The sequence below is a fragment of the Bacillus sp. NPDC057893 genome (assembly GCF_042796455.1).
In the GTDB taxonomy this organism is placed as follows: domain Bacteria; phylum Bacillota; class Bacilli; order Bacillales; family Bacillaceae_G; genus Bacillus_A.
The window spans coordinates 437,481-461,202 of the sequence record NZ_JBHVNG010000001.1; the positions used below are offsets into that span (position 1 = coordinate 437,481).

Annotated in this window: 24 protein-coding genes, 1 pseudogene and 1 other annotated feature; of the genes and pseudogenes, 21 read left to right on the forward strand and 4 right to left on the reverse strand. The window is 37.2% G+C overall.

What is annotated here, in order from left to right; all coding sequences use genetic code 11:
* Both exsA and ACFVQC_RS02440 read left to right on the forward strand, forming a co-directional pair.
* Positions 1 to 677 (forward strand): annotated as a pseudogene (gene exsA, locus ACFVQC_RS02435) (spore coat assembly protein ExsA); the annotation flags it as partial.
* A gap of 181 nt (positions 678 to 858) precedes the next feature.
* On the forward strand, positions 859 to 1,503 hold the full coding sequence (locus ACFVQC_RS02440; RefSeq protein WP_377897363.1) for a YhcN/YlaJ family sporulation lipoprotein: 645 nt from the start codon (positions 859 to 861) through the stop codon (positions 1,501 to 1,503).
* Between the two features lie 32 nt (positions 1,504 to 1,535).
* Here the strand turns inward: ACFVQC_RS02440 and ACFVQC_RS02445 are convergent, their stop codons facing one another.
* A complete protein-coding gene (locus tag ACFVQC_RS02445; protein ID WP_377897364.1) occupies positions 1,536 to 1,970 on the reverse strand; it encodes a branched-chain amino acid ABC transporter substrate-binding protein in 435 nt (144 codons plus the stop codon).
* A 441-nt stretch (positions 1,971 to 2,411) separates the two neighbouring features.
* Here ACFVQC_RS02445 and ACFVQC_RS02450 point away from each other — a divergent pair, with 441 nt between their 5' ends.
* Positions 2,412 to 2,927, forward strand: coding sequence for a BofC C-terminal domain-containing protein (locus ACFVQC_RS02450; protein WP_377897366.1), 516 nt, complete (start codon positions 2,412 to 2,414; stop codon positions 2,925 to 2,927).
* Positions 2,928 to 2,940: 13 nt separating this feature from the next.
* On the opposite strand, the gene ACFVQC_RS02455 is transcribed toward ACFVQC_RS02450, so the two are convergent.
* Positions 2,941 to 3,885 carry an iron-hydroxamate ABC transporter substrate-binding protein gene (locus tag ACFVQC_RS02455; RefSeq protein ID WP_377897369.1) on the reverse strand — a complete coding sequence of 315 codons (945 nt, stop codon included), beginning with the start codon at positions 3,883 to 3,885 and terminating at the stop codon, positions 2,941 to 2,943.
* 188 nt (positions 3,886 to 4,073) lie between these two features.
* Between ACFVQC_RS02455 and ruvA the strand changes: the two genes are divergently transcribed.
* From ruvA to yajC, 6 genes are read left to right on the forward strand one after another with little or no spacing between them, the layout of a single operon-like run.
* Complete coding sequence (ruvA, locus tag ACFVQC_RS02460; RefSeq protein WP_002122732.1) at positions 4,074 to 4,691, forward strand: Holliday junction DNA helicase RuvA; 618 nt, start codon at positions 4,074 to 4,076, stop codon at positions 4,689 to 4,691.
* Positions 4,692 to 4,696: 5 nt separating this feature from the next.
* Positions 4,697 to 5,698, forward strand: coding sequence for a Holliday junction branch migration DNA helicase RuvB (gene ruvB, locus ACFVQC_RS02465; RefSeq protein ID WP_000344470.1), 1,002 nt, complete (start codon positions 4,697 to 4,699; stop codon positions 5,696 to 5,698).
* A complete protein-coding gene (locus ACFVQC_RS02470) occupies positions 5,695 to 5,895 on the forward strand; it encodes a DUF2905 domain-containing protein (protein ID WP_377889434.1) in 201 nt (66 codons plus the stop codon). Before ruvB ends, ACFVQC_RS02470 begins: the two co-directional genes overlap by 4 nt.
* 19 nt (positions 5,896 to 5,914) lie before the next feature.
* Positions 5,915 to 6,967, forward strand: a complete 1,053-nt coding sequence (gene queA, locus ACFVQC_RS02475) for a tRNA preQ1(34) S-adenosylmethionine ribosyltransferase-isomerase QueA (RefSeq protein WP_377889432.1) — start codon at positions 5,915 to 5,917, stop codon at positions 6,965 to 6,967.
* Positions 6,968 to 6,979: 12 nt separating this feature from the next.
* Positions 6,980 to 8,119, forward strand: a complete 1,140-nt coding sequence (gene tgt / locus ACFVQC_RS02480; RefSeq protein WP_000125359.1) for a tRNA guanosine(34) transglycosylase Tgt — start codon at positions 6,980 to 6,982, stop codon at positions 8,117 to 8,119.
* A gap of 27 nt (positions 8,120 to 8,146) precedes the next feature.
* Positions 8,147 to 8,407 carry a preprotein translocase subunit YajC gene (gene yajC / locus ACFVQC_RS02485; RefSeq protein ID WP_087982119.1) on the forward strand — a complete coding sequence of 87 codons (261 nt, stop codon included), beginning with the start codon at positions 8,147 to 8,149 and terminating at the stop codon, positions 8,405 to 8,407.
* Positions 8,408 to 8,444: 37 nt separating this feature from the next.
* Here yajC and ACFVQC_RS02490 read toward each other — a convergent pair whose 3' ends face one another.
* A complete protein-coding gene (locus ACFVQC_RS02490; protein ID WP_377897371.1) occupies positions 8,445 to 8,828 on the reverse strand; it encodes a TIGR04086 family membrane protein in 384 nt (127 codons plus the stop codon).
* Between the two features lie 103 nt (positions 8,829 to 8,931).
* Between ACFVQC_RS02490 and ACFVQC_RS02495 the strand changes: the two genes are divergently transcribed.
* Complete coding sequence (locus ACFVQC_RS02495) at positions 8,932 to 9,588, forward strand: DUF421 domain-containing protein (protein WP_002145618.1); 657 nt, start codon at positions 8,932 to 8,934, stop codon at positions 9,586 to 9,588.
* A 29-nt stretch (positions 9,589 to 9,617) separates the two neighbouring features.
* On the opposite strand, the gene spoVB is transcribed toward ACFVQC_RS02495, so the two are convergent.
* Positions 9,618 to 11,177, reverse strand: coding sequence for a stage V sporulation protein B (gene spoVB / locus ACFVQC_RS02500; protein WP_377889428.1), 1,560 nt, complete (start codon positions 11,175 to 11,177; stop codon positions 9,618 to 9,620).
* 187 nt (positions 11,178 to 11,364) lie between these two features.
* Here spoVB and ACFVQC_RS02505 point away from each other — a divergent pair, with 187 nt between their 5' ends.
* From ACFVQC_RS02505 to hisS, 11 genes are all read left to right on the forward strand, one after another.
* Complete coding sequence (locus ACFVQC_RS02505) at positions 11,365 to 11,649, forward strand: post-transcriptional regulator (protein ID WP_002015311.1); 285 nt, start codon at positions 11,365 to 11,367, stop codon at positions 11,647 to 11,649.
* Positions 11,650 to 11,930: 281 nt separating this feature from the next.
* On the forward strand, positions 11,931 to 14,195 hold the full coding sequence (secDF, locus tag ACFVQC_RS02510; RefSeq protein ID WP_377897372.1) for a protein translocase subunit SecDF: 2,265 nt from the start codon (positions 11,931 to 11,933) through the stop codon (positions 14,193 to 14,195).
* Positions 14,196 to 14,361: 166 nt separating this feature from the next.
* Complete coding sequence (locus ACFVQC_RS02515) at positions 14,362 to 15,255, forward strand: cation diffusion facilitator family transporter (protein WP_377889424.1); 894 nt, start codon at positions 14,362 to 14,364, stop codon at positions 15,253 to 15,255.
* 101 nt (positions 15,256 to 15,356) lie between these two features.
* Positions 15,357 to 17,678 carry a single-stranded-DNA-specific exonuclease RecJ gene (recJ, locus tag ACFVQC_RS02520; protein ID WP_377897374.1) on the forward strand — a complete coding sequence of 774 codons (2,322 nt, stop codon included), beginning with the start codon at positions 15,357 to 15,359 and terminating at the stop codon, positions 17,676 to 17,678.
* 65 nt (positions 17,679 to 17,743) lie between these two features.
* Positions 17,744 to 18,256, forward strand: a complete 513-nt coding sequence (locus tag ACFVQC_RS02525) for an adenine phosphoribosyltransferase (RefSeq protein WP_002015305.1) — start codon at positions 17,744 to 17,746, stop codon at positions 18,254 to 18,256.
* Positions 18,257 to 18,467: 211 nt separating this feature from the next.
* Positions 18,468 to 20,651, forward strand: coding sequence for a GTP diphosphokinase (relA, locus tag ACFVQC_RS02530; protein WP_377889421.1), 2,184 nt, complete (start codon positions 18,468 to 18,470; stop codon positions 20,649 to 20,651).
* 17 nt (positions 20,652 to 20,668) lie between these two features.
* Complete coding sequence (locus ACFVQC_RS02535; RefSeq protein ID WP_046197788.1) at positions 20,669 to 21,109, forward strand: D-tyrosyl-tRNA(Tyr) deacylase; 441 nt, start codon at positions 20,669 to 20,671, stop codon at positions 21,107 to 21,109.
* A 114-nt stretch (positions 21,110 to 21,223) separates the two neighbouring features.
* Positions 21,224 to 21,556: a YrdB family protein gene (locus tag ACFVQC_RS02540; RefSeq protein ID WP_377889417.1), complete on the forward strand. Its 333-nt coding sequence runs from the start codon at positions 21,224 to 21,226 to the stop codon at positions 21,554 to 21,556.
* Between the two features lie 79 nt (positions 21,557 to 21,635).
* A complete protein-coding gene (locus tag ACFVQC_RS02545; RefSeq protein ID WP_219920372.1) occupies positions 21,636 to 21,827 on the forward strand; it encodes a damage-inducible protein DinB in 192 nt (63 codons plus the stop codon).
* An 84-nt stretch (positions 21,828 to 21,911) separates the two neighbouring features.
* Positions 21,912 to 22,088, forward strand: coding sequence for a hypothetical protein (locus ACFVQC_RS02550; RefSeq protein WP_001242605.1), 177 nt, complete (start codon positions 21,912 to 21,914; stop codon positions 22,086 to 22,088).
* 54 nt (positions 22,089 to 22,142) lie between these two features.
* Positions 22,143 to 22,373, forward strand: a binding site (T-box leader).
* A gap of 69 nt (positions 22,374 to 22,442) precedes the next feature.
* On the forward strand, positions 22,443 to 23,714 hold the full coding sequence (hisS, locus tag ACFVQC_RS02555) for a histidine--tRNA ligase (RefSeq protein WP_002145627.1): 1,272 nt from the start codon (positions 22,443 to 22,445) through the stop codon (positions 23,712 to 23,714).
* Positions 23,715 to 23,722 lie beyond the last annotated feature (8 nt).

The following is a 23,722-nucleotide window of genomic DNA, read 5'->3' on the forward strand; positions in this document are numbered from 1 at the left end:
ACAATCAAATGCCGAACATGATGCCGATAATGGATAACAATCAAATGCCGAACATGATGCCGATAATGGATAACAACCAAATGCCGAACATGATGCCGATAACGGATAACAATCAAATGCCGAACATGATGCCGATAACGGATAACAATCAAATGCCGAACATGATGCCGATAATGGATAACAATCAAATGCCGAACATGATGCCGATAATGGATAACAACCAAATGCCGAACATGATGCCAATAATGGATAACAACCAAATGCCGAACATGATGCCAATAATGGATAACAACCAACCACCGAATATGATGCCATATCAAATGCCGTATCAACAGCCAATGATGCCGCCATATCCGCATTATCAGCAACAAAATCCATACAATCAAATGCCGTATCAACAAATGCCGCCACAATATACTTCTATGCCAAATCCAAATATGATGCCAATGGATAATAATATGCCACCACTCGTGCAAGGGGAAGAAGATTGTGGATGCGGAGGAGAGAGTAGGTTATATAGTCCGCAACCAGGTGGACCACAATACGCCAATCCTTTATATTATCAACCGACTCAGCCAGCATATGCACCGCAGCCAGGAACGATGTATTATCAGCCAGACCCACCAAATGTATTTGGAGAACCAGTTTCAGAAGAAGAGGACGAAGAGGAAGTTTAAAAAAAGGTGGGGTTATTCCCACCTTTTTTTGTATTCATGATAGTCAGGAATATGATGAATTTACATTAAGTGCTAGAAAATTCCTAGTGAAATATTAACAGTGTAAAAACCCTCTCTGTTACTCATCATAAGGGGGAGCTTTTCGAAAGAGAAGTTCATTCTAACAAGGGGGGTTTTTGTATTGAATACGAAAGTAAAAGTAATTGCTGCTTCTTTGTTAGTTACCAGTGCATTAGCTGCATGTGGTACACCGAAAGATAATAATGCGATGGATGGACGTAACTATAATTACGAGCGTACATCTTATAATGACACACACCGATATAATGATAATGTAACGCGTAACGATCGTTCTACAGATTATGTAACATATAGAAACGGTCGTAATGACGCAGGATCTAACTATTACCGTGATGTAAATTACAATGGACAAATTGCTAATCCGCACCCAACTCGTAATATTACAATGAACAATTCATACATTAACAATGATGGTAAAACTGCGGAGAAAATTACGAATCGTGTGAAACGTATGAATAACGTAGATCGAGTTTCTACAGTTGTATATGGAAACGATGTAGCGATTGCGGTAAAACCGCGTAATCCAGCGACGAATGAAACAGCGATGGCGAACGAAATTCGTCAAGCTGTTGTAAATGAAGTTGGAAATAGAAACGTATATGTTTCTGTAAGAAATGACATGTTTACTCGTGTCGATGCAATGAGTACACGTCTACGTAATGGTACAGTTACAAATGATTTCAATCGTGACATAACAAATATGTTCCGAGACATTCGTTACGGTCTGACTGGTACAGTACGATAACAAATCAAAGAGGAAGGGATAGCCCTTCCTCTTTATTCGTCTTTATCTGCTAAACGACGTTTTTTAATGAAATAACTAATGGAATAAGAAGCTAGAAAGCATACGAAGAGGACACTACCTGTAAGGATAGCTTCAAACAGCGGTCTCTCTGGACTGAAAATGATATAAATAATAGCCATAATAATTCCGATAACAAGGCAACGTAAGACGATTTTGTAATAAGGAGTTAACTTCATTTCTTTTTCGTTTTCTTCTACATCGATTGAAACGCTTAACTGTAAATAACTAAGTAAAATACTTGTAAGTATAAATAATAACCATAATGGAGATTTTGTAATTTGATCGATTCCTTCAGAAAATCCGATATAGCCTAAAATTCCAATTATACCAATGTATTGAAAAAGAAAGGCAATACGTATGTTTTTTAACGTTTGAAGAATGAGACGTTCATCCTTTATTTTTTTCACAATATCCATCTCCTGTTTATTATGATTTCGCTGTTATACTAATTGTAACATATATGTTACAATTATCAATTTATAATTTACATAAAATTATTTGGATGGAAGAGGAAATGAAATGTTTTTATAAACATGTTGCAGTTATACATTATTAATGTTATATTAGCAAAGCGATGAGCTAATTTACGTAAGTCGAGAGATATGCTTAAGTGCTAAACACGCGAATGTGGTCGCCTGGTCTTTCGCCGTAAACGCATCAAGACGCCTGCTTTGCAGGCGTCTTTCATTTTATATAAAAGTAACTGATAAATGCAGATGAGGATTAACCCTTATCTGCATTTTTTATTTTCCTTAGAAATTTAATGCTATTTTTTATATGGATAAAACCCCCATTTCCGGAAAAGCTACAAATGAAAGTATGATTTTGCCTAAAAGAGGTGAACGGAAATGAAGTGGATACTAATTGCAGTGCAAGCTTTCGTTATGATGTTTTGCTTAGCTTATGGATCCGATGTGAGGGCAGAAACAACAGAAAAACCCCCTGAAGTTACAATTTTATTAGAGCGTATGTATGTTGATGGAGAAGTAAGTGAAGAAATATTTACAGAAAAAGTAGCGGATTTAGAAAAGTTTTTGCAGCAATATAAAGAATGGCAACTTGTTGATCGTGATGATGTGCAAATTGTATTACAAAAGAAAGTTGATGATATTTCTCCCTTACTGAAAACGAGCGGTTATTTTGGTGTTTCAGAGGAAGGGATATTGCAAATTTTCAAAGGGGTACCGAAAAGTGATAACGCGATCCATTCCTTCTTTCAAATTGATATGAAAAAGCTTGAAAGTTATGAGCGTGCGGAATTGAAACGTGGTATTCGCATAAAATCAAAAGAAGGTTTTGTAAAGACAATCGAAAAAATGAAGCAGTACGCAGTGCAAAATAAGAAAAAAAGCAGCTCAGGGTGAGCTGCTTTTTTTCTTATTTATTCTTAGCTAAAATTTCTTTTGCGATTTCATCAATTAGCATATCTTTTCCGATTGGATTGAATGCTTTCGTATTGAAGGATTCATTCGATACTTCATATACGTGATTGTTTTTTACTGCTTTATTATCTTTCCAGACGGCACTGTTTTTATAGTCTTCGTACACTTTATCAGCTTCTCCGCCGAAGTTTACAATAAACATTTGATCAGGCTGGAATGCAACAAGACCTTCTAGTGATACTTGTGCCATCGTTTGTTTTAAATCTGTACCTTTTGTTGCTGGAAGCTTTAAATCGTTAAAGAGTATGTCACCATATCCGAAGCTACCGTATACACGGAAGTTTTGTGGTGTTACTGCAACGAACATAAAGTTCTCATCTTTTGTTTTTTCTTTAATTTTTTTAGATAAAGAGTCGGCTTTTTTATCGTAGTCTGCAATCCATTTGTCAGCTTTCTTCTCTTCATCAAATAGTTTACCTACTTCTTTAAACTTACCGCGCCAGTCTTCTAAATTTGTTTCTAGAACAACTGTCGGTGCTACTTTTTCTAGTTGATCGTAAATTTTCAATTGACGATTGTTTAAAATAATTAAATCTGGTTTTAGAGCAGTAACAGCTTCTAAATCAACTTTAGGTGCCCAGTACCAACCTACTGCTTTTACTTCGTCTAGCTTTTCTGTTAAATGATTTTGGATTTTATCTTTATATGTGTTTGCTGTACCAACAGGTTTATGACCAAGAATTAATAACTCTTCTGTTGATCCAGATAAGTCAACAATTCTCTTTGGATTTACTGGAATTGTAGCTTCCCCTTTAGCATGTTTTACAACTTTTGTTTTCGGTTGTTCTTTTGCTTTTGACTCTTCTTTTTGAGAAGAGCAGCCAACGATTGAAAGAACGACTAGCATGATAGTAAATAAAATAAATAATTTGCGTTTCATCCCTATGTAACCCCTTTAATTAATATTGATAATCATTATCGACTTCTGTATATTAAGGGGCTTTATACTTTCTGTCAATGGAAAATAACAGCAGTTTCAAATAGAGAACATTTGTTGGGGCAGTCTCGCTTTTCTATCATTAAATATGTTAAAATGGAATACATGATTTAAGAGGGAGAGATCGTATTTTGTTTGAATATGTTACAGGTTACGTGGAGTATGTTGGACCGGAATATGTCGTAATTGACCATAATGGAATTGGTTATCAAATTTTCACACCGAATCCGTATGTATTTCAAAGAAGTAAGCAAGAAATTCGTGTCTATACATATCATTATGTGAGAGAAGATATTATGGCACTTTACGGATTTAAAACACGTGAAGAGCGTTTATTATTTACAAAATTGTTAGGTGTATCGGGGATTGGACCAAAAGGTGCTCTTGCAATTCTAGCTTCTGGTCAAACAGGACAGGTCGTGCAAGCGATTGAACATGAAGATGAGAAGTTTTTAGTGAAATTCCCAGGTGTCGGAAAGAAAACAGCGCGCCAAATGATTTTAGATTTAAAAGGAAAACTAGCAGATGTCGTGCCAGATGCGTTTGTTGACCTGTTCTCGGATGTCGAAAGTTTTGATCAGAAGAAAGGTTCATCAACTGAGCTTGATGAGGCACTTGAAGCACTAAGAGCACTTGGTTACGCAGAGAGAGAAGTTTCTCGCGTTGTACCAGAGTTATTAAAAGAATCACTTACAACGGATCAGTATATCAAAAAGGCACTTAGTCTTTTACTAAATGGTAAGAGGTGAGTATAATGGACGAACGTCTCCTTTCAGGGGAATCTGGGTACGAAGATGCGGATTTAGAGTATTCATTACGGCCACAGACGCTCCGTCAGTATATTGGCCAAGATAAAGCGAAACATAATTTAGAAGTTTTTATTGAAGCGGCGAAAATGCGTGAAGAAACGTTAGATCACGTACTTTTATATGGACCACCTGGACTTGGTAAAACGACGCTTGCGAATATTATTGCCAATGAAATGGGTGTTAACATTCGAACAACGTCAGGTCCCGCAATTGAAAGACCAGGAGATTTAGCGGCTGTATTAACAGCACTTCAGCCTGGGGATGTATTATTTATTGATGAAATTCATCGTTTGCATAGATCTATTGAAGAAGTGTTATACCCAGCGATGGAAGACTTTTGCCTTGATATCGTTATTGGGAAAGGACCGTCAGCTCGTTCTGTACGTCTAGACTTACCTCCATTTACGCTAGTTGGGGCAACGACGCGTGCAGGTGCATTATCAGCACCACTTCGTGACCGTTTTGGTGTACTTTCACGATTAGAGTACTATACAGTAGATCAGCTTTCTGCGATTGTAGAACGTACAGCAGAAGTGTTTGAAGTTGAAATAGATTCGTTAGCTGCACTAGAAATTGCAAGACGTGCCCGTGGTACACCTCGTATTGCGAATCGTCTATTACGACGTGTACGTGACTTCGCACAAGTTCGTAGTGACGGAACGATTGCGATGGAAATTACACAAATGGCGTTAGAACTATTGCAAGTAGATAAATTAGGACTTGATCATATCGATCATAAATTACTGCTTGGTATTATTGAAAAGTTCCGCGGTGGTCCAGTTGGATTAGAAACTGTTTCAGCAACGATTGGGGAAGAATCGCATACGATTGAAGATGTGTATGAGCCGTATTTATTACAAATTGGCTTTTTACAAAGAACGCCAAGAGGCCGGATTGTAACACCGCTCGCATATGAGCATTTCGGAATGGAGATGCCAAAAGTATGACGGAGATGCCAAAGCTGCTTATTACAGTTGGTATTTTGCTCATTGTTGTTGGATTAGCTTGGAAGTTCATAGGAAGGCTTCCAGGCGATATTTTTGTGAAAAAAGGTAACGTTACCTTTTATTTTCCTATCAATACATGTATTGTGTTAAGTATTGCATTATCTTTTATTATGTATATAATAAATCGATTCAAATAAGAAATAGGTGGATACAGTTATGGATATTAATCTGTTTGATTTTCATTTACCAGAAGAACTTATTGCACAAGTCCCGCTAGAGGAGCGTGCAACATCAAGATTAATGGTGTTAGACCGTGAAACTGGCGATATTGAGCATAAACATTTTACGGACATTCTTTCTTATTTACATGAGGGGGATTGCTTAGTTTTAAATGAAACGAAAGTTATGCCTGCTCGCTTGCACGGTGTAAAAGAAGATACAGGCGCGCACATTGAAGTGCTTCTTTTGAAACAAGAGGAAGACGATAAGTGGGAAACGCTTGTTAAGCCAGCGAAACGTGTAAAAGAAGGGACTGTAATTTCTTTTGGCGAAGGGAAATTAAAAGCAACTTGCACAGGAACTGCAGATCAAGGTGGACGTCAGCTTGAATTTTCATATGACGGCATCTTCTATGAAATTTTAGATGAACTTGGGGAAATGCCACTTCCTCCATATATTAAAGAGACACTGGAAGATCGCGATCGCTATCAAACAGTATATGCGAAAGAAATCGGTTCAGCAGCAGCGCCGACGGCTGGACTTCACTTTACAGAAGAGTTACTCGAGAAATTGAAGCAAAAAGGCGTCGGGTTAGCGTTCATTACACTTCATGTAGGGCTTGGAACATTTAGACCAGTTTCTGCTGATACGATTGAAGAACACCATATGCACGCAGAATATTACCATATGTCTGAAGAGACAGCGGCACTATTAAACCGCGTGAAAGAGAATGGTGGACGTATTATTACGGTAGGTACGACATCAACTCGTACGTTAGAAACAATTGCGACAGATCATGAAGGCAAGCTTTGTGCTGCTTCTGGCTGGACAGATATTTTTATGTACCCAGGTTATGAATTTAAAGCAATTGATGGTTTAATTACAAACTTCCATTTGCCGAAATCAACATTGATTATGCTTGTAAGTGCATTTTCAAATAGAGATAATGTACTTCATGCTTATAATGAAGCAGTAAAAGAAAAATATCGTTTCTTTAGCTTTGGTGATGCGATGTTCGTTGCATCTCACGCCAAAATGAGAAACAAATAAAAGGAGTAAATTATGACAGCAATTCGTTATGAATTTATTAAAACTTGTAAACAAACGGGTGCGCGTTTAGGCCGAGTACATACGCCGCATGGTTCATTTGATACACCAACATTTATGCCAGTTGGTACACTTGCAACAGTTAAAACGATGTCACCAGAAGAATTAAAGGCAATGGATTCGGGCATTATTTTAAGTAATACGTATCATTTATGGCTACGTCCAGGCCACGAAATTATTCGTGAAGCAGGTGGCCTGCATAAGTTTATGAACTGGGATCGTGCAATCTTAACGGATTCAGGTGGATTCCAAGTATTTAGTTTAAGTGATTTCCGACGCATTGAAGAGGAAGGTGTTCATTTCCGCAATCACTTAAATGGAGATAAATTATTCTTATCTCCAGAAAAAGCGATGGAAATCCAAAATGCATTAGGTTCAGATATCATGATGGCATTTGATGAGTGTCCACCATTCCCTGCTACTTTTGAATACATGAAGAAGTCTGTAGAGCGTACGAGCCGCTGGGCAGAGCGTTGCCTAAAGGCGCATGAGCGTCCACAAGATCAAGGTTTATTCGGTATTGTACAGGGCGGAGAGTTTGAAGAACTTCGTCGTCAAAGTGCGAAAGATCTTGTTTCAATGGACTTCCCTGGCTATGCTATAGGCGGTCTATCTGTTGGTGAACCGAAGGATATTATGAATCGTGTTCTTGAGTTTACAACACCACTTCTTCCAGATAATAAACCACGTTACTTAATGGGAGTAGGTTCTCCTGACTCGTTAATTGATGGTGCAATTCGCGGTGTTGATATGTTTGACTGTGTACTTCCAACTCGTATCGCTCGAAATGGTACATGTATGACAAGTGAAGGCCGTCTAGTTGTAAAAAATGCGAAATTTGCTAGAGACTTCGGTCCGCTTGATCCAAACTGTGATTGTTACACATGTAAAAATTACTCTCGTGCGTACATCCGTCACTTAATGAAATGTGATGAAACGTTCGGAATTCGTTTAACGTCTTATCACAACCTTCATTTTCTGTTAAACTTAATGGAGCAGGTGAGACAAGCTATTCGTGAAGACCGTCTTGGCGATTTCCGCGAAGAGTTCTTTGAACAGTATGGCTTTAATAAACCGAATGCTAAAAACTTCTAATACATAATTTAAAAGGAGGAACACAAGATGAATCCAGGTATGATGAATATCGTTATGATTGTTGCGATGTTTGCGATTTTTTATTTCTTATTAATTCGCCCGCAGCAAAAGCGTCAAAAAGCAGTTGCTCAAATGCAAAATGAAATCAAAAAAGGTGATGCTATCGTAACAATCGGTGGCTTACACGGTACAATCGAATCAGTAGATGAAACTTCAATCGTTGTTAAATCTGGTGGTTCACACTTAACTTTCGATCGCAATGCGATTCGTGAAGTTGTGAAAAACTAATGAGGAAGGCCCTGCATGAAATGTGCAGGGCCTTTTTTTAGTTATTTTGCTTTGACATATTTACACCGAAAATACCACCGAGTGTACTCGCACCCATTAATGCTAATTGGTAGAGTAACTGTGAGTTCGATAAAGTTTGAGAGAAGCCTAAATAGTTAACGAGAAAGACGAGAAGAGCGAATGTAAGGCCTGTTGTGAAACCTACTAGCCAACCTTTTCCTTGTGCCTTTTTACCAGCAATAAATCCAGACATAAGCATAGATAGAAGGGCTATTATAAAAATAGTAATTACTAATGTCCCTTCATTAATATCCGTAAATTTTAATAAAAGAGCCATGATCATACTTGTAATAGATGCGAGGATTAATAGGGTAATAATACCGAAGCCGATTGCGCTCGATAATTTTTTTGTGCCATCCATTATGCATTCCCCCTTTTTAATACAAGCATATTTTCATTTTGTTTAAGTTAGACTAGTTTCTTTTTTGTAGGGGATCCTATAAGTAAAAAAAGGGGATGTAGAAATGGAATGGGTATCAATAATCGGACGAACAATGCTTTTGTATACAATCATTTTAATTATTTTTCGTCTTATGGGTAAACGTGAAATTGGAGAACTAAGTGTATTAGATTTAGTTGTATTCATTATGCTTGGTGAAATGGCTGTAGTGGCAATTGAAAATACAGATAAATCACTTTGGCATCAATTAGTTCCAATGACTTTTCTTATGTGTATACAAATCATTTTGTCGGTCATTTCTTTAAAGTTTCAGCGTTTTCGGCATTTAATAGAAGGGGAGCCTGCGATTCTTGTGAATGCAGGTAAAATTGATGAAAAAAAGATGCGGAAGCAGCGATATAACATAGATGATCTATTGATGCAACTACGTGAGCAAGGAATCGGAGATGTGCGTGATGTAGAATACGCTATTTTAGAACCATCTGGAAAGTTATCTGTCTTTCAAAAACAAAAAAGTAAAAAGAGCAAAAATGATACACCAATTTTTACACTCCCACTAATTATTGATGGAGAAATTCAATACAGTCATTTGCAAATGATCGAGCATACAGATGGGTGGCTCGTTGAGAAATTGAATAACTTAGGTTATAAAGATGTGAAACAGATTGTATATTGTAGTTTTCAAAATGGACAATTTTTTGTTGATTTGAAAGAAAAGTAGAGGCTTACCATTTTGAATGGCAAGCCCGCTTACTTCAAAAATGAAAGTTTCCGAATGATAGGGAGACGACTTAATTCTTCTTTTCGAATGAGTTTGAAAACGAAGAGGAGAACGATATAAACGATTGTTGTTAAAGTGATTTCCCATAATGTTTGTATGCCAAGTGAATGAGAAAAAACGATATACTTATGAAGATAAAAACCGAAGGTACCAGCAATCCCGATAGCAATTCCGCCGAAAATATAGTCTTTTGCATAAATGGTAAATGCAATTTTCTTTAAAACAGTGGCGTAGTGAAGGAATGTTACGGTTACTATATTTGCTGCGATGGCGAGGGCAACCCCCATCATTTGGAACTCTGGGCGTGAAGCGAGTGCAAAGATAACGATTAATTTTACGATAGCGCCAATAAATGTGTTCATCATAGCAGCGCGTGCTAAGTTTAAAGCTTGCAACACAGATGTAAGGGGACTTTGAAAATAATGAAATAAAAAGCAAGGTGCAAGAAGCTGGATAAATGCGGCCGCGTTGTCTGATCCGTACATGAGAGTTAAAACTGGAGAAGCAAATACATATAATATAACGACTGACCATCCGCCGGTTATTAAGGAAATTCGAAGTGCTTGTTGTAATCGGTGTTCTACTAATTTGTGTTGTCTCTTTGCCATTGCCTCGCTAATTGATGGGACGAGTGCTGTAGAAAGAGCATATGTAATAAAGGCTGGCAGTGATAGAAGCGGGAACGCATATCCGTTTAATATACCGTATTGCTGAGTTGCGACAGAAGCAGCAACGCCGGCGATCGCTAAGCTTTGCATAACGACGATAGGTTCAAAGAAATAAGAAACGGAACCAATTAAACGGCTTCCTGTAGTTGGTAAAGCAATGTCCATAAGGGAATAAAATGTATTTTTGCTCTCCTTTACAGTAGTGAAAAATCCAGAGCGTATAGATAAATGTTTTTCGCGTTGGAATAAAGTAAGTAAAAATAATAAAGATGCAACTTCACCAAGAACAGCTGATAGCATGGCACCGGCTGCAGCATATTCTACGCCGTAAGGTAAAAATAACTGAATGCATACAGCGATAATTGTAATGCGGACAACTTGTTCTATGACTTGAGCGTAAGCGCTCGGCTTCATGTTTTGTTTCCCTTGGAAATAACCACGTAAAACGGAAGAAACTGCAATAACAGGGACGACAGGTAAAATAGCCATTAATGGATAGTAAGTTCTTTCATCTGTTAATAATGTTTTTGCTAAAATAGGTGTGAGTAGCATAATCCCAATTGTTAAAATGATACTAATAATGGATGTAACGGCTAGCGAGACAGTTAATATTTTTTTAACTTTTTGTTTATCGTTCACTGCTTCCGCTTCTGCTACAAATTTTGCGATTGCAACAGGAAGACCAATTTGTGTTAATGTAATTGCTAAAATGAAGGTGGGGACAGCCATCATATAAAGGCCAACGCCTTCTTCGCCTAAAATACGTGCCATTACAATGCGGTTAATAAATCCAAGGATTTTTGTAATAAAGCCAGCTATCATTAAAATAAATGCACCTTTTAAAAAGCTTTGTCTCGTCATACTCTTCTCCTACCTTCTCAAAATCAATGGAATGATTTACAATAATTTATATGCACGTATGAGACAAGAATGACAAGCATTTAAGAGAGTGAAGTATGAATGGTACTCTTGAAAGAAGTTATTGCTGTCCATTAGAGCGGGATTAAAAGCGACTTTTCGTGCTGAAATAAGAAGGAGATGTTTATATATGTTGGATAAAGAGGCTTTGGTAGAATCATACCGCGGACAGTTACAAGTCGTTTTAGAAAGTAAAGTAGAAGAGTTTCAGTTGTTCGGTTACGACCGAGTGACAGATAATGATATTTGGAAGTTTCTCAAGGCGAAAAAGTGGAAAAAGATAGACAGTGATGTTAGGTTATATGAATTAGTAAATGATGTATTAAGAGTAAGTACTAATGAATATATGAATTATTTAACTGTTGAAGCATATCAAGCGCCACTTTGGTCGTTTGATGAATATGAAAATAAATAACCGACTGTAATTGGTTTGTTCTTCCTTTTGCAGTATAATGATAGGTATTGATAAAGAGGAATTAATTATGTCTAAGATTATATATAAAGGAGGTAGTGAAGAGGAAAAATAAATAATGAAAGTGTAGGTATTGTGAAAAGCTTACCGACACAGCTAGTGATGAACTAGCGAAAATACATGTATTTTATAGAAAGTAAGTCTACTAACTAGGCGTATGCACACATGCAAAAATGAATCGTAAGAGATTTATTGAAAGTGTTAGTAGCAGAAAGAGGGTACATATGGCAAAGCGTGGTACAAGAATTGCCGCCTTTTTCCTCATCGTTTTATTAATTGGTGGAGTAATTGGTGCGGCAGGAAAAGACATAGCAAAAGGAATTAGTCTAGGACTAGACCTTCGCGGTGGTTTTGAAATTCTGTATGAAGTAAAACCAGCCAAAAAAGGTGATAAAATCGATCGTGATGCACTTGTAAGTACAGTAGGTGCTCTTGAAAATCGTGTCAATGTTCTTGGTGTAAGTGAGCCGAACATTCAAATCGAAGGGGAAGATCGAATTCGTGTACAGCTTGCTGGTGTACAAGATCAGCAAAAAGCACGTGAAATGTTATCAACACAAGCGAAATTAACATTCCGTGATGTGGATGATAATCTTCTTATGGACGGAACGGATTTAAAAGGCGGCGGAGCGAAGCAAACATTTGATGAGCAAGGCCGTGCGAGCGTAGGTCTTACACTAAAAAGCGCTGAAAAATTCCGTGAAGTAACTGAAAAGATTTCAAAAATGCCACCACCAACGAATTTAATGGTAATTTGGCTTGATTTTGAAGAAGGAAAAGATTCGTATAAAGCAGAAGCTGCAAAACCGAATCCGAAGTTTTTATCAGCAGCAACAGTAAGCCAAGTATTTAACCAAGCTGAAGTATCTATCGTAGGTGGAAACTTTACAGTTGAAAGTGCGAAAGAACTCTCATCTTTATTAAATGCAGGTGCACTTCCTGTTGATTTAAAAGAAATGTATTCAACATCTGTTGGAGCGAAATTTGGTCAACAAGCATTAGAGCAAACGATTTTCGCTAGTGCAATTGGTATTGCTATGATCTTCTTATTCATGCTTGTATTCTACCGTCTACCAGGACTTGTAGCGGTTATTATGTTAGGTTTATACATTTTCGTTACACTGCTTGTCTTTAACTGGATGCATGCAGTTCTTACATTACCAGGTATTGCGGCATTAGTGCTCGGGGTTGGTATCGCAGTTGATGCGAATATCATTACGTACGAGAGATTGAAGGAAGAGCTTAAAATTGGTAAGTCGATGATGTCAGCATTCCGTGCTGGTAACCATCGCTCGTTAGCGACAATTTTAGATGCGAACGTTACAACAATTGCAGCAGCTGGTGTATTATTCGCTTACGGTAATAGCTCTGTAAAAGGATTCGCAACAAGTTTAATCGTAAGTATTTTAGTTGGTTTCATTACGAATGTATTCGGTACTCGTTTCTTACTAGGTTTACTTGTAAAGAGCCGTTACTTTGATAAGAAACTATCTTACTTTGGTGTTAAGGAAAAGGATATTATTCCATTAACAAAAGGTGTAGTACATCCACCGACGAGATTTGATCGTATTAACTTTGTAAATATTGGTCATAAATTTTTCTTATTCTCAATTGTAGTTGTAATTGCTGGGGCAATTATATTACCGATTTTCAAAATGAATCTTGGTATTGACTTTGCAAGTGGTACACGTATCGACTTGCAATCAAAACAAGCAACTACTGTTTCTAATGTTCATAAAGATTTGAAAGAATTGAACATCGATGTGAAGGAAGAAGATATTGTACCGACCGGAGATGACAATAAAGGTTTCGCAGTTCGTACATTAGGTGTTCTATCAAAAGATGAAATTGCGAAAACAAAAACATTCTTCCATGATAAATATGGTACGGAGCCAAACGTAAGTACAGTTTCGCCGACAATCGGTAAAGAGATTGCACGAAATGCATTTATCGCAGTATTAATTGCTTCTGCAGTAATCGTTTTATACGTAAGTATTCGTTTCCGTCTTACGTACGCAGTATCTGCAGTAATCGCATTATTACATGATGCGTTCGTTATGATGGTTGTGTTTAGTCTTTTCCAGATAGAGGTAGATTTAACATTTATCGCTGCGGTATTAACGATTATTGGTTACTCTATCAATGACTCAATCGTTACGTTTGATAGAAACCGTGAGTTATACAAACAGAAAAAACGAGTTCGCGACATAAAAGACCTAGAAGAAATCGTAAACTCAAGTATTCGTCAAACAATTGGTCGTTCAATTAATACAGTGTTAACAGTGTTATTCCCAGTAATCGCACTACTTATTTTTGGTAGTGAATCACTGCGTAACTTCTCACTTGCACTATTAATTGGATTAGTTGTAGGTACGTACTCTTCTATTTTCGTTGCTTCTCAAATTTGGTTAATGCTTGAAAACCGTCGTTTGAAAAGGGGAAAAAACAAGAAGAAGGTTGAGAAAGAAGTATCTGAACCGCAAGTATAAAAAGGTGATGTCTCTTTACGAGGCATCTCTTTTTTCGTTTGTGGATAGAATAAAGTAGCAAGTTTTATGAATAATGAATTGTAGAGGAGCTGGAAGGAAGTGGTGATTCTATCGTTGTTTTTTGTTAAAATAAAAGGATAGGTTAAGAAAAGAAGGGATTTTAATTATGGAAAAAGATGAACGTTTTAAACAGGCCGAGTTTGGTGCTATTGTCGGAATCGTTGGTAATATTATATTAGCGATTGTAAAAGCGGTAATTGGTTATATTGGAAACAGTAAGGCACTTTTAGCGGATGCGGTGCATTCTGGATCAGATGTAATTGGCTCGTTAGCTGTACTTTTTGGATTACGAGCGGCAAAGCAACCGCCTGATGAAGATCACCCATATGGTCATGGTAAAGCGGAATCGATTTCAGCGATTATTGTTGCGGTATTATTATTTATTGTTGGACTAGAGATAGCGATTTCGTCTATAAAAGCTTTTTCACAAGATTTAGAACCACCAAAAGGAATTACGATTTTTGCAGTTATTCTTTCGATTGTAGTGAAAGAAGGGATGTTTCAGTATAAATATCGATTAGGGAAGAGGATAAATAGTGATGCAATTATTGCAAATGCATATGAACATCGTTCGGATGTGTTTTCTTCAATTGCAGCTTTAATCGGCATTTGTGCAGCTATTATCGGCGGTAAGTTAGGCATAGATTGGCTTGTATATGCCGATCCAATTGCGGGATTATTTGTTTCAATTCTCGTTGCTAAGATGGCGTGGAGTATTGGAGCAGAAGCTATTCATGCAACGCTCGATCATGTTCTGCATGAAGAAGATGCTGTTCCGCTTAGGGAGGCAGTTTTTCAAGTGGAAGGTGTGAAGAAAATCGGCTCTTTATATGCAAGGGAACATGGCCACTATGTTATTGTTGATATTAAAGTATCTGTAGATCCATATATCACTGTAGAAGAAGGTCACCGCATCGGAAAACATGTAAAAGAAAAACTTATGAAACAAGATAACGTACAAAATGTTTTTGTACATATTAATCCGTATTCTCCAAATTAAACATAACGGATATTTAATTATATAGATATCGAATCGTAGTTTGCATTATATTGTCACCCCTTAATCTGTCTTGTATAATGGATAGGTTAAGGGGTGATTTCGTGTTACAACCGAAGACGCGTTGGAAAGAAAAAGAATATAATGAGGAACTAGTGAGTGAATTAGCAAATAAATTGCAACTATCACCTCTTGTGACTTCATTATTTCTCGGCAGAGGCTTAAATACAGAAGATAAGATTGTAGACTTTTTAAATACAGCAGATCAAGAATTTCATGATCCATTTTTACTTGAAGGAATGGATCGGGCTGTAGAACGTGTGAAAAAAGCCATTGAAAATGGAGAAAAAATATTAATATTTGGTGATTATGATGCGGACGGAGTAAGTAGTACGACTGTATTATATCTTGCTCTCAAAGAATTAGGTGCAGAAGTAGAGTTTTATATTCCAAATCGTTTTACTGAAGGCTATGGGCCAAATGAAGAAGCGTTTCGTTGGGCGCACAGTGCAGGGTTCTCACTAATTATTACTGTCGATACTGGTATCGCAGCGGTACATGAAGCGAAGGTAGCGAAGGAACTTGGGATAGATCTTATTATTACAGATCATCATGAGCCGCCACCAGAGTTACCAGAGGCACTTGCGATTATTCATCCGAAATTAGAAGGCGGTGTTTATCCGTTTCATTATTTAGCGGGTGTTGGTGTTGCATTTAAAGTTGCACATGCACTTTTGGGCCGTGTACCAGAGCATTTATTAGAAATTGCAGTAATCGGTACGGTAGCCGATTTAGTATCGCTTCACGGTGAAAATAGATTGTTAGTACAGCGTGGACTGAAGCATATGCGAATGACTCGAAATATCGGTTTAAAGGCGTTATTTAAAGTTGCTAACGTTTCGCAAAGCGAAATTACAGAAGAAAGCATCGGATTCTCACTCGCACCTCGTATTAATGCAGTTGGTCGTTTGGAAGATGCAACACCTGCTGTACACCTTTTATTATCAGAAGATCCAGAGGAAGCGAAAGAGCTAGCTGAAGAAATTGATGAGCTGAACACACTTCGAAAAGATATTGTAAAGCAAATTACAGAAGAAGCTATCGCTGAAGTCGAAAATAATTTCCCGCCAGAAGAAAATAAAGTATTAGTCCTTGCAAAAGAAGGTTGGAATCCAGGGGTAATTGGGATTGTCGCTTCTAAGTTAGTTGAACGTTTTTATCGTCCGACGATTGTATTAAGCATTGATCCTCATAAAGAAACAGCAAAGGGATCGGCTCGTAGTATTGCAGGATTTGATTTGTTTGCAAACCTTTCAGATTGCCGTGAATTGTTACCGCATTTCGGAGGTCATCCGATGGCGGCGGGAATGACGCTTAATATGAATGATGTGGATGAATTAAGACGCAGGTTAAATGAGCAAGCAGATGTAATTTTAACAGAAGAAGATTTTATTCCGATTACAGCAGTGGATGCATTTTGTAAAGTAGAGGATGTAACGCTTGCCGCGATTGAGGAGATGCAAAAGTTAGCGCCATTTGGCGTAGGAAATCCGAAACCGCGTATTGCGGTGAAAGATGCTGACTTAGAAAGTATCCGTGCAATTGGATCTGATGGATCTCATTTGAAAATGGCTCTTCGTGAGGGACAAGCAACACTGGATACAATTGGATTTGGATTTGGTGCTTATGCGAAAGAAATCTCTCCAGTTGCGAAGGTTTCTGTAGTAGGAGAAGCGTCCATTAATGAATGGAATAACTTTAAAAAGCCGCAATTAATGGTACAAGATATTGCTGTAGAGGCATGGCAATTATTTGACTGGCGTAGTATGCGTAATGTAGAAGCAAATTTAGCAGAACTTCCGAAAGAAAAAATAACCATGGTGTATTTTTCTGAAGAAGTATTGAATAAGTTTTCTTTAGAAGGCTATAAAGAACAGCTCGTGCATGCATCAGAGGTAACACATTTAGATGATCGATACATTGTGTTACTCGATTTGCCGAAAGGAACAGATGAATTGCGTGATTTATTTAAAGTAGGATTTCCATCTCGAATTTACACGCTATTTTATCAAGAAAACAATCATTTATTTAGTACAGTCCCAACGAGGGAACACTTTAAATGGTACTATTCTTTCTTGAACCAAAAAACACCATTTTCTTTAAAGCAATATGGGGAACAACTGTGTCGTCATAAAGGTTGGTCAAAAGATACAGTAAATTTCATGACACAGGTGTTTTTTGAGTTAGAATTTGTTACAATAAAAGACGGTGTCATTTTTATGGCAGACAAAAAACAAAAGCGTGATTTAATTGAATCGAACACATATCGTGAGAAAATGAACCACTTACAATTAGAGAAAGAATTGGTTTATAGCACATATCAGCAACTATATACATGGTTTGAAACGATTCGTAATCATAAATAAGTAGAACAGTTAGGGTAAAGGATTTGTATTTACAAACCTTTTATATCTGAGGAGGATTCAGAAATATGGATTTCAAGCAACATATCGCAATTGTACCAGACTATCCGAAAGAAGGTATTGTGTTTAAAGACATTACACCTTTAATGAACGACGGAAAAGCGTATAAAGCAGCAACAGATGCAATCGTTGAGTATGCAAATAAAAGAGACATTGATGTTGTAGTAGGACCAGAAGCGCGTGGTTTTATTATCGGTTGCCCAGTTTCTTATGCATTAGAAGTAGGTTTCGCACCAGTTCGTAAATTAGGGAAATTACCACGTGAAGTAATTACAGTTGACTACGGTAAAGAGTATGGAACGGATGTTTTAACAATCCATAAAGATGCAATTAAGCCAGGTCAACGTGTATTAATTACAGATGACCTATTAGCTACAGGTGGAACAATCGAAGCGACAATTAAACTAGTTGAAGAACTTGGTGGAGTTGTAGCAGGAATTGCATTCTTAGTAGAGCTTACTTACTTAGATGGTCGTAAAATGTTAGATGGTTACGATGTATTAGTATTAGAAAAATACTAATCATTATATAGGTGAAACTACGGTGATAAAAAAGTACCCGTGAATCTCTTGGAGAGGAGCGGGTACTTTTGTATAATTGCACAAAAAAACATGGTGAAATGTCAGTAAAATCTTTTCCTTTTCACAATTCACAATCATTGGGTTATAATGATAGAATATAAATTATTCTATTCAATAAAGATAAAGTCAATTTTCAATAAAAGGTGATTCGATGGCAAATGAGCAAGTACTAACAGCTGAACAGGTACTCGAGAAAGCAAGTCAATATTTAGCGGATGAAGATATTGAGCTAGTGGCACGTGCCTATGAATATGCGCGTGATGCACATAGCGAACAATATAGAAAATCGGGTGAACCATATATTATTCACCCAATTCAAGTTGCAGGTATTTTAGTTGATTTACACATGGATCCGGCTACAGTATCGGCAGGTTTCTTGCATGATGTAGTGGAAGATACAGAAATTACATTAGAAGATATTGAACGAGAATTTAATAAAGAAATCGCTATGCTTGTTGATGGTGTTACAAAGCTTGGAAAGATTAAATATAAATCCCATGAGCAGCAACAAGCAGAAAACCATCGCAAAATGTTTATCGCAATGGCTCAAGATATTCGAGTTATTTTAATTAAACTAGCTGATCGTCTTCATAACATGCGTACATTGAAACATTTGCCTCAAGAGAAGCAGCGTCGCATTGCGAATGAAACGTTAGAAATTTTTGCACCTTTAGCACATAGACTCGGAATTAGTACTATTAAATGGGAGTTAGAGGATACGTCACTTCGCTATTTAAACCCGCAGCAATATTATCGTATTGTAAATTTAATGAAGCGTAAACGTGCAGAGCGTGAAGAATATTTAGATGAAGTAATGACTGGTATTCGTGAGAAATTAAAAGAGGTTTCAATTCAACCTGAGATTTCTGGAAGACCAAAACATATTTACAGTATTTATCGTAAAATGGCATTGCAAAATAAACAGTTCAATGAAATTTACGATTTATTAGCTGTACGTGTCGTTGTAAATAGTATTAAAGATTGTTACGCGGTGCTTGGAATTATTCATACGTGCTGGAAGCCAATGCCAGGTCGTTTTAAAGATTATATTGCAATGCCGAAAGCAAATCTATATCAATCTCTTCATACAACTGTAATTGGACCGAAAGGTGATCCGCTAGAAGTGCAAATTCGTACGAAAGAAATGCACGAAATTGCAGAATTCGGTATCGCGGCACACTGGGCGTATAAAGAAGGGAAAACAGCAGAAACAACTGGTACATTAGAGAAGAAACTAACTTGGTTCCGTCAAATATTAGAATGGCAAAATGAAGCTTCTAATGCAGAAGAGTTTATGGAATCATTAAAAATTGATTTGTTCTCTGACATGGTATTCGTCTTCACACCGAAAGGCGATGTAATGGAATTACCACTTGGATCTGTTCCAATTGACTTTTCGTATCGTGTCCATTCAGAGATCGGGAATAAAACAATTGGTGCAAAAGTAAATGGGAAAATGGTGACCCTTGATTATAAATTAAAAACGGGTGACATCATTGAAATTTTAACATCGAAACATTCGTATGGCCCGAGTCAAGATTGGGTAAAACTTGCTCAAACATCTCATGCGAAAAATAAAATACGTCAATTCTTTAAGAAGCAACGTAGAGATGAAAATATTGAAAAAGGCCGTGAGCTTGTTGAAAAAGAAGTGCGTGGCTTAGAGTATGAGATGAAAGAAGTATTAGCGCTTGATAATTTAAAACGTGTTGCTGAGAAATTTAACTTTGCAAATGAAGAAGATATGTTTGCAGCAGTTGGATACAACGGAATTACAGCTGCACAAATTGTTACGCGACTAACGGACAAGTTCCGTAAACAACGTGAAGAAGAAGAAATCGTTGAAGTTAAAGAAGTTCGTAAACCGATGAAAATTCGAAAATGGGATTCTGGTGTAAAGGTAAGTGGTGCAGATAATTTGTTAATTCGTTTATCAAAATGCTGTAACCCAGTTCCGGGTGATGATATTGTTGGGTATATTACGAAAGGCCGAGGTGTATCGATTCACCGCCGTGATTGTGTAAATGTTCATACAGAAGAAGCGGTAGAGCGTTTACTAGAAGTAGATTGGGAAGGTAGCCCTGAAAAAGAAATTGAATACAATGTTGATATTGAAATTTCAGGCTATGATCGTCGTGGTTTATTGAATGAAGTATTACAAGCTGTTACAGAAACGAAGACGTATATCTCAGCTGTTTCTGGTAGAAGTGACCGTAATAAGATGGCGACGATTAATATGTCGATTTCTATTCGAAACTTACAACACTTGAAAAAAGTAGTGGAGCGCATTAAACGTGTTCCAGAAATTTATGCTGTACGACGCATGATGCATTAATAGGGAGTGTAGAAAAGATGAGAGTTGTTTTGCAACGATCAAAGGAAGCGTCTGTCACAGTAGATGGTGAGATTGTAGGACAAATTCCATTCGGTTTAACATTACTAGTTGGCATTACGCATGAAGATACAGAAAAAGATGCAACTTATATTGCAGAAAAAATTGCAAACCTACGTATTTTTGAAGATGAGAGCGGAAAGATGAACCACTCTGTACTTGATGTAGAAGGACAAGTTCTATCTATTTCGCAATTTACATTATACGGAGATTGCCGCAAGGGAAGACGGCCAAACTTTATGGATGCTGCGAAACCTGATTATGCAGAGCGTTTATACGATTTCTTTAATGAAGAAGTTCGTAAACAAGGACTGCACGTAGAGACAGGGAAGTTTGGAGCAATGATGGAAGTTTCTTTAATCAATGATGGTCCGGTGACCTTAATTGTAGAAAGTAAATAGTGTTGCCGGGGAAGAGAGGATTATATGATCCTCTCTTTTTTATACTTTGTTGTATGTTTTGTTCATTTATCATAGGATTAATTTGAAGGTAATAAAAGGAAAAGAAGGTGTAGCATGCTTCAAGAATTCAATATAGCTTTACGTTTTATGCTAGAGTTATGTGTTCTTGGGATTGTTGGGTACTGGGGATTTCGAGTAGGAACAATAACGGCTATAAAAATTACACTTGCGATTATTCTTCCGATTATTGTTGCTGTCATATGGGCGTTATTTGGAGCACCACATGCAGAATGGGAAGTACAAGGTATATTGCATGCACTGTTAGAAATTATCGTGTTTGGAATAGGTGTTGCAGCGTTGTATCATTTGAAGCATCCTATGCTGGCGAGCGGACTGGCTATTATTATTGTTGTAAATCGAATATTAATGTTTATTTGGAATCAATAGCTCGGGTCATTAAGTATATAGTATAATTTAAAAAATGGTAAAAGCATTTGAATGTATGTGTGGAAAGGGGAGAGAGTATATGAATTGGTCAATCTTTAAAGATTTGAAGTTTTCATTGCGATTGAGCTTAGCTATTCTTTTACATGCATTAGGAGTTACTTTCGCAGTGTTAAGTTACAGTACTTGGGTAGTATTTGTAATTGCAGCAATGGTTGTAACATTATTTATGATTCAAAGAGCGGATTACTTATATAAGAGTAGTATGGAATAACGTTATTTGTTTGTACGTATAACTAACTCATCAATATGGAACAATAAAAAGTAAAACATCCATATTGAATGTGAGGGATATAGTATGCGTATGAATGAAAAAGGGCATTCTGTTACAAATGGTGCAAATCAACTGTTTAACGTGAATTTTCATGATTTTATTTCAAAAGAGCAAAACAATACTTCAATGGAACTTGCTTCTGAGTTCGGAATTTCTCTTCAAGATGTAAAGCGTCTAAAGAAGCAGATTGAACGCTCTTAGAGCACTTGACAATCCTACTCAACAAACGTATAGTAATTTTATATTTACATATGAATATAACCGTTGATAGAGAAGAGTAAATGAGACACACATGTAAAGAGAAGAAATGTCTTAGGCTGAAAACATTTCTACATGATGACTGATTGAATGACACTCTGTAGGTTTCAACTTGAACAGCGTATATGCTTAGTAGAGATGAACGCATATTTAAGCGTTATTAAAAAAGTGGAAGCATACGTGCTTCAATTAGGGTGGCACCACGGGTATAATACTCTCGTCCCTACTGTTTAAACAGTAGAGACGGGAGTTTTTTTATTTTTATTAAGATTAAAACAATTTGAGGAGGAACTGAATATGTCTATTCAAATCCCACGCGGAACGCAAGATATCCTTCCGGGTAGCGTTGAGTTATGGCAGTATATCGAAGGGCAAGCGCGCGACATTTGCCGTCGTTACAATTATAAAGAAATTCGTACACCAATTTTTGAGCACACAGAGCTATTTTTACGTGGTGTTGGTGATACGACAGATATCGTACAAAAAGAAATGTACTCATTCCAAGACCGTGGAGAGCGTAGTTTAACATTACGTCCAGAAGGTACTGCACCTGTTGTACGTTCTTACGTTGAAAACAAAATGTTCGGTGATGCAACGCAACCAACAAAATTATACTATATCGGCCAAATGTTCCGTTATGAAAGACCACAAGCAGGTCGCTATCGTCAATTCGTACAATTCGGTATTGAAGCAATTGGTAGTAACGATCCAGCAATTGATGCAGAAGTAATTGCACTTGCTGTAGAGTTTTACCGCGGTATGGGCTTGAAAAATATTAAAGTTGTATTAAATAGCTTAGGTGATGCAGCGAGCCGTCAAGCACACCGTGATGCGTTAATTGCTCACTTTGAGCCGCGCATCGGAGAATTCTGTTCTGATTGTCAATCTCGCTTAGAAAAAAATCCTCTTCGTATTTTAGACTGTAAGAAGGACCGTAATCATGAATTAATGAGCACGGCACCATCTATTACAGAATACTTAAACGAAGATTCAGCAGTATACTACGATAAAGTACAAGAACTACTAACGATGATGGATGTTCCATTTGAGAAAGATCCGAATTTAGTACGTGGTTTAGACTACTACCAACACACTGTTTTTGAAATTATGAGTGAGGCAGAAGGTTTCGGTGCTATCACAACATTAAGTGGCGGTGGCCGTTATAACGGACTTGTACAAGAAATCGGTGGACCGGAAATGCCAGGTATCGGTTTTGCGATGAGTATTGAGCGTTTAATTATGGCGCTGAAGGCTGAAAATATTGAGTTACCAATTGAACATAGTATTGATTGTTACGTTGTAGCACTTGGTGAAAAAGCGAAAGACCAAGCTGCGAAAATTGCGTTTGATCTTCGTAAAGCTGGACTAGCAGTTGAAAAAGATTATTTAGATCGCAAAATGAAAGCACAATTTAAATCTGCAGATCGTTTAAATGCGAAATACGTAGCTGTATTAGGGGAAGATGAGCTAGATAAAGGCATCATTAACTTAAAAGATATGGCAACAGGCGGACAAGAAGAAGTAGCGTTAGATGTATTTGCTTCATATGTAGCAGAGAAATTAATATAGGGGGAACT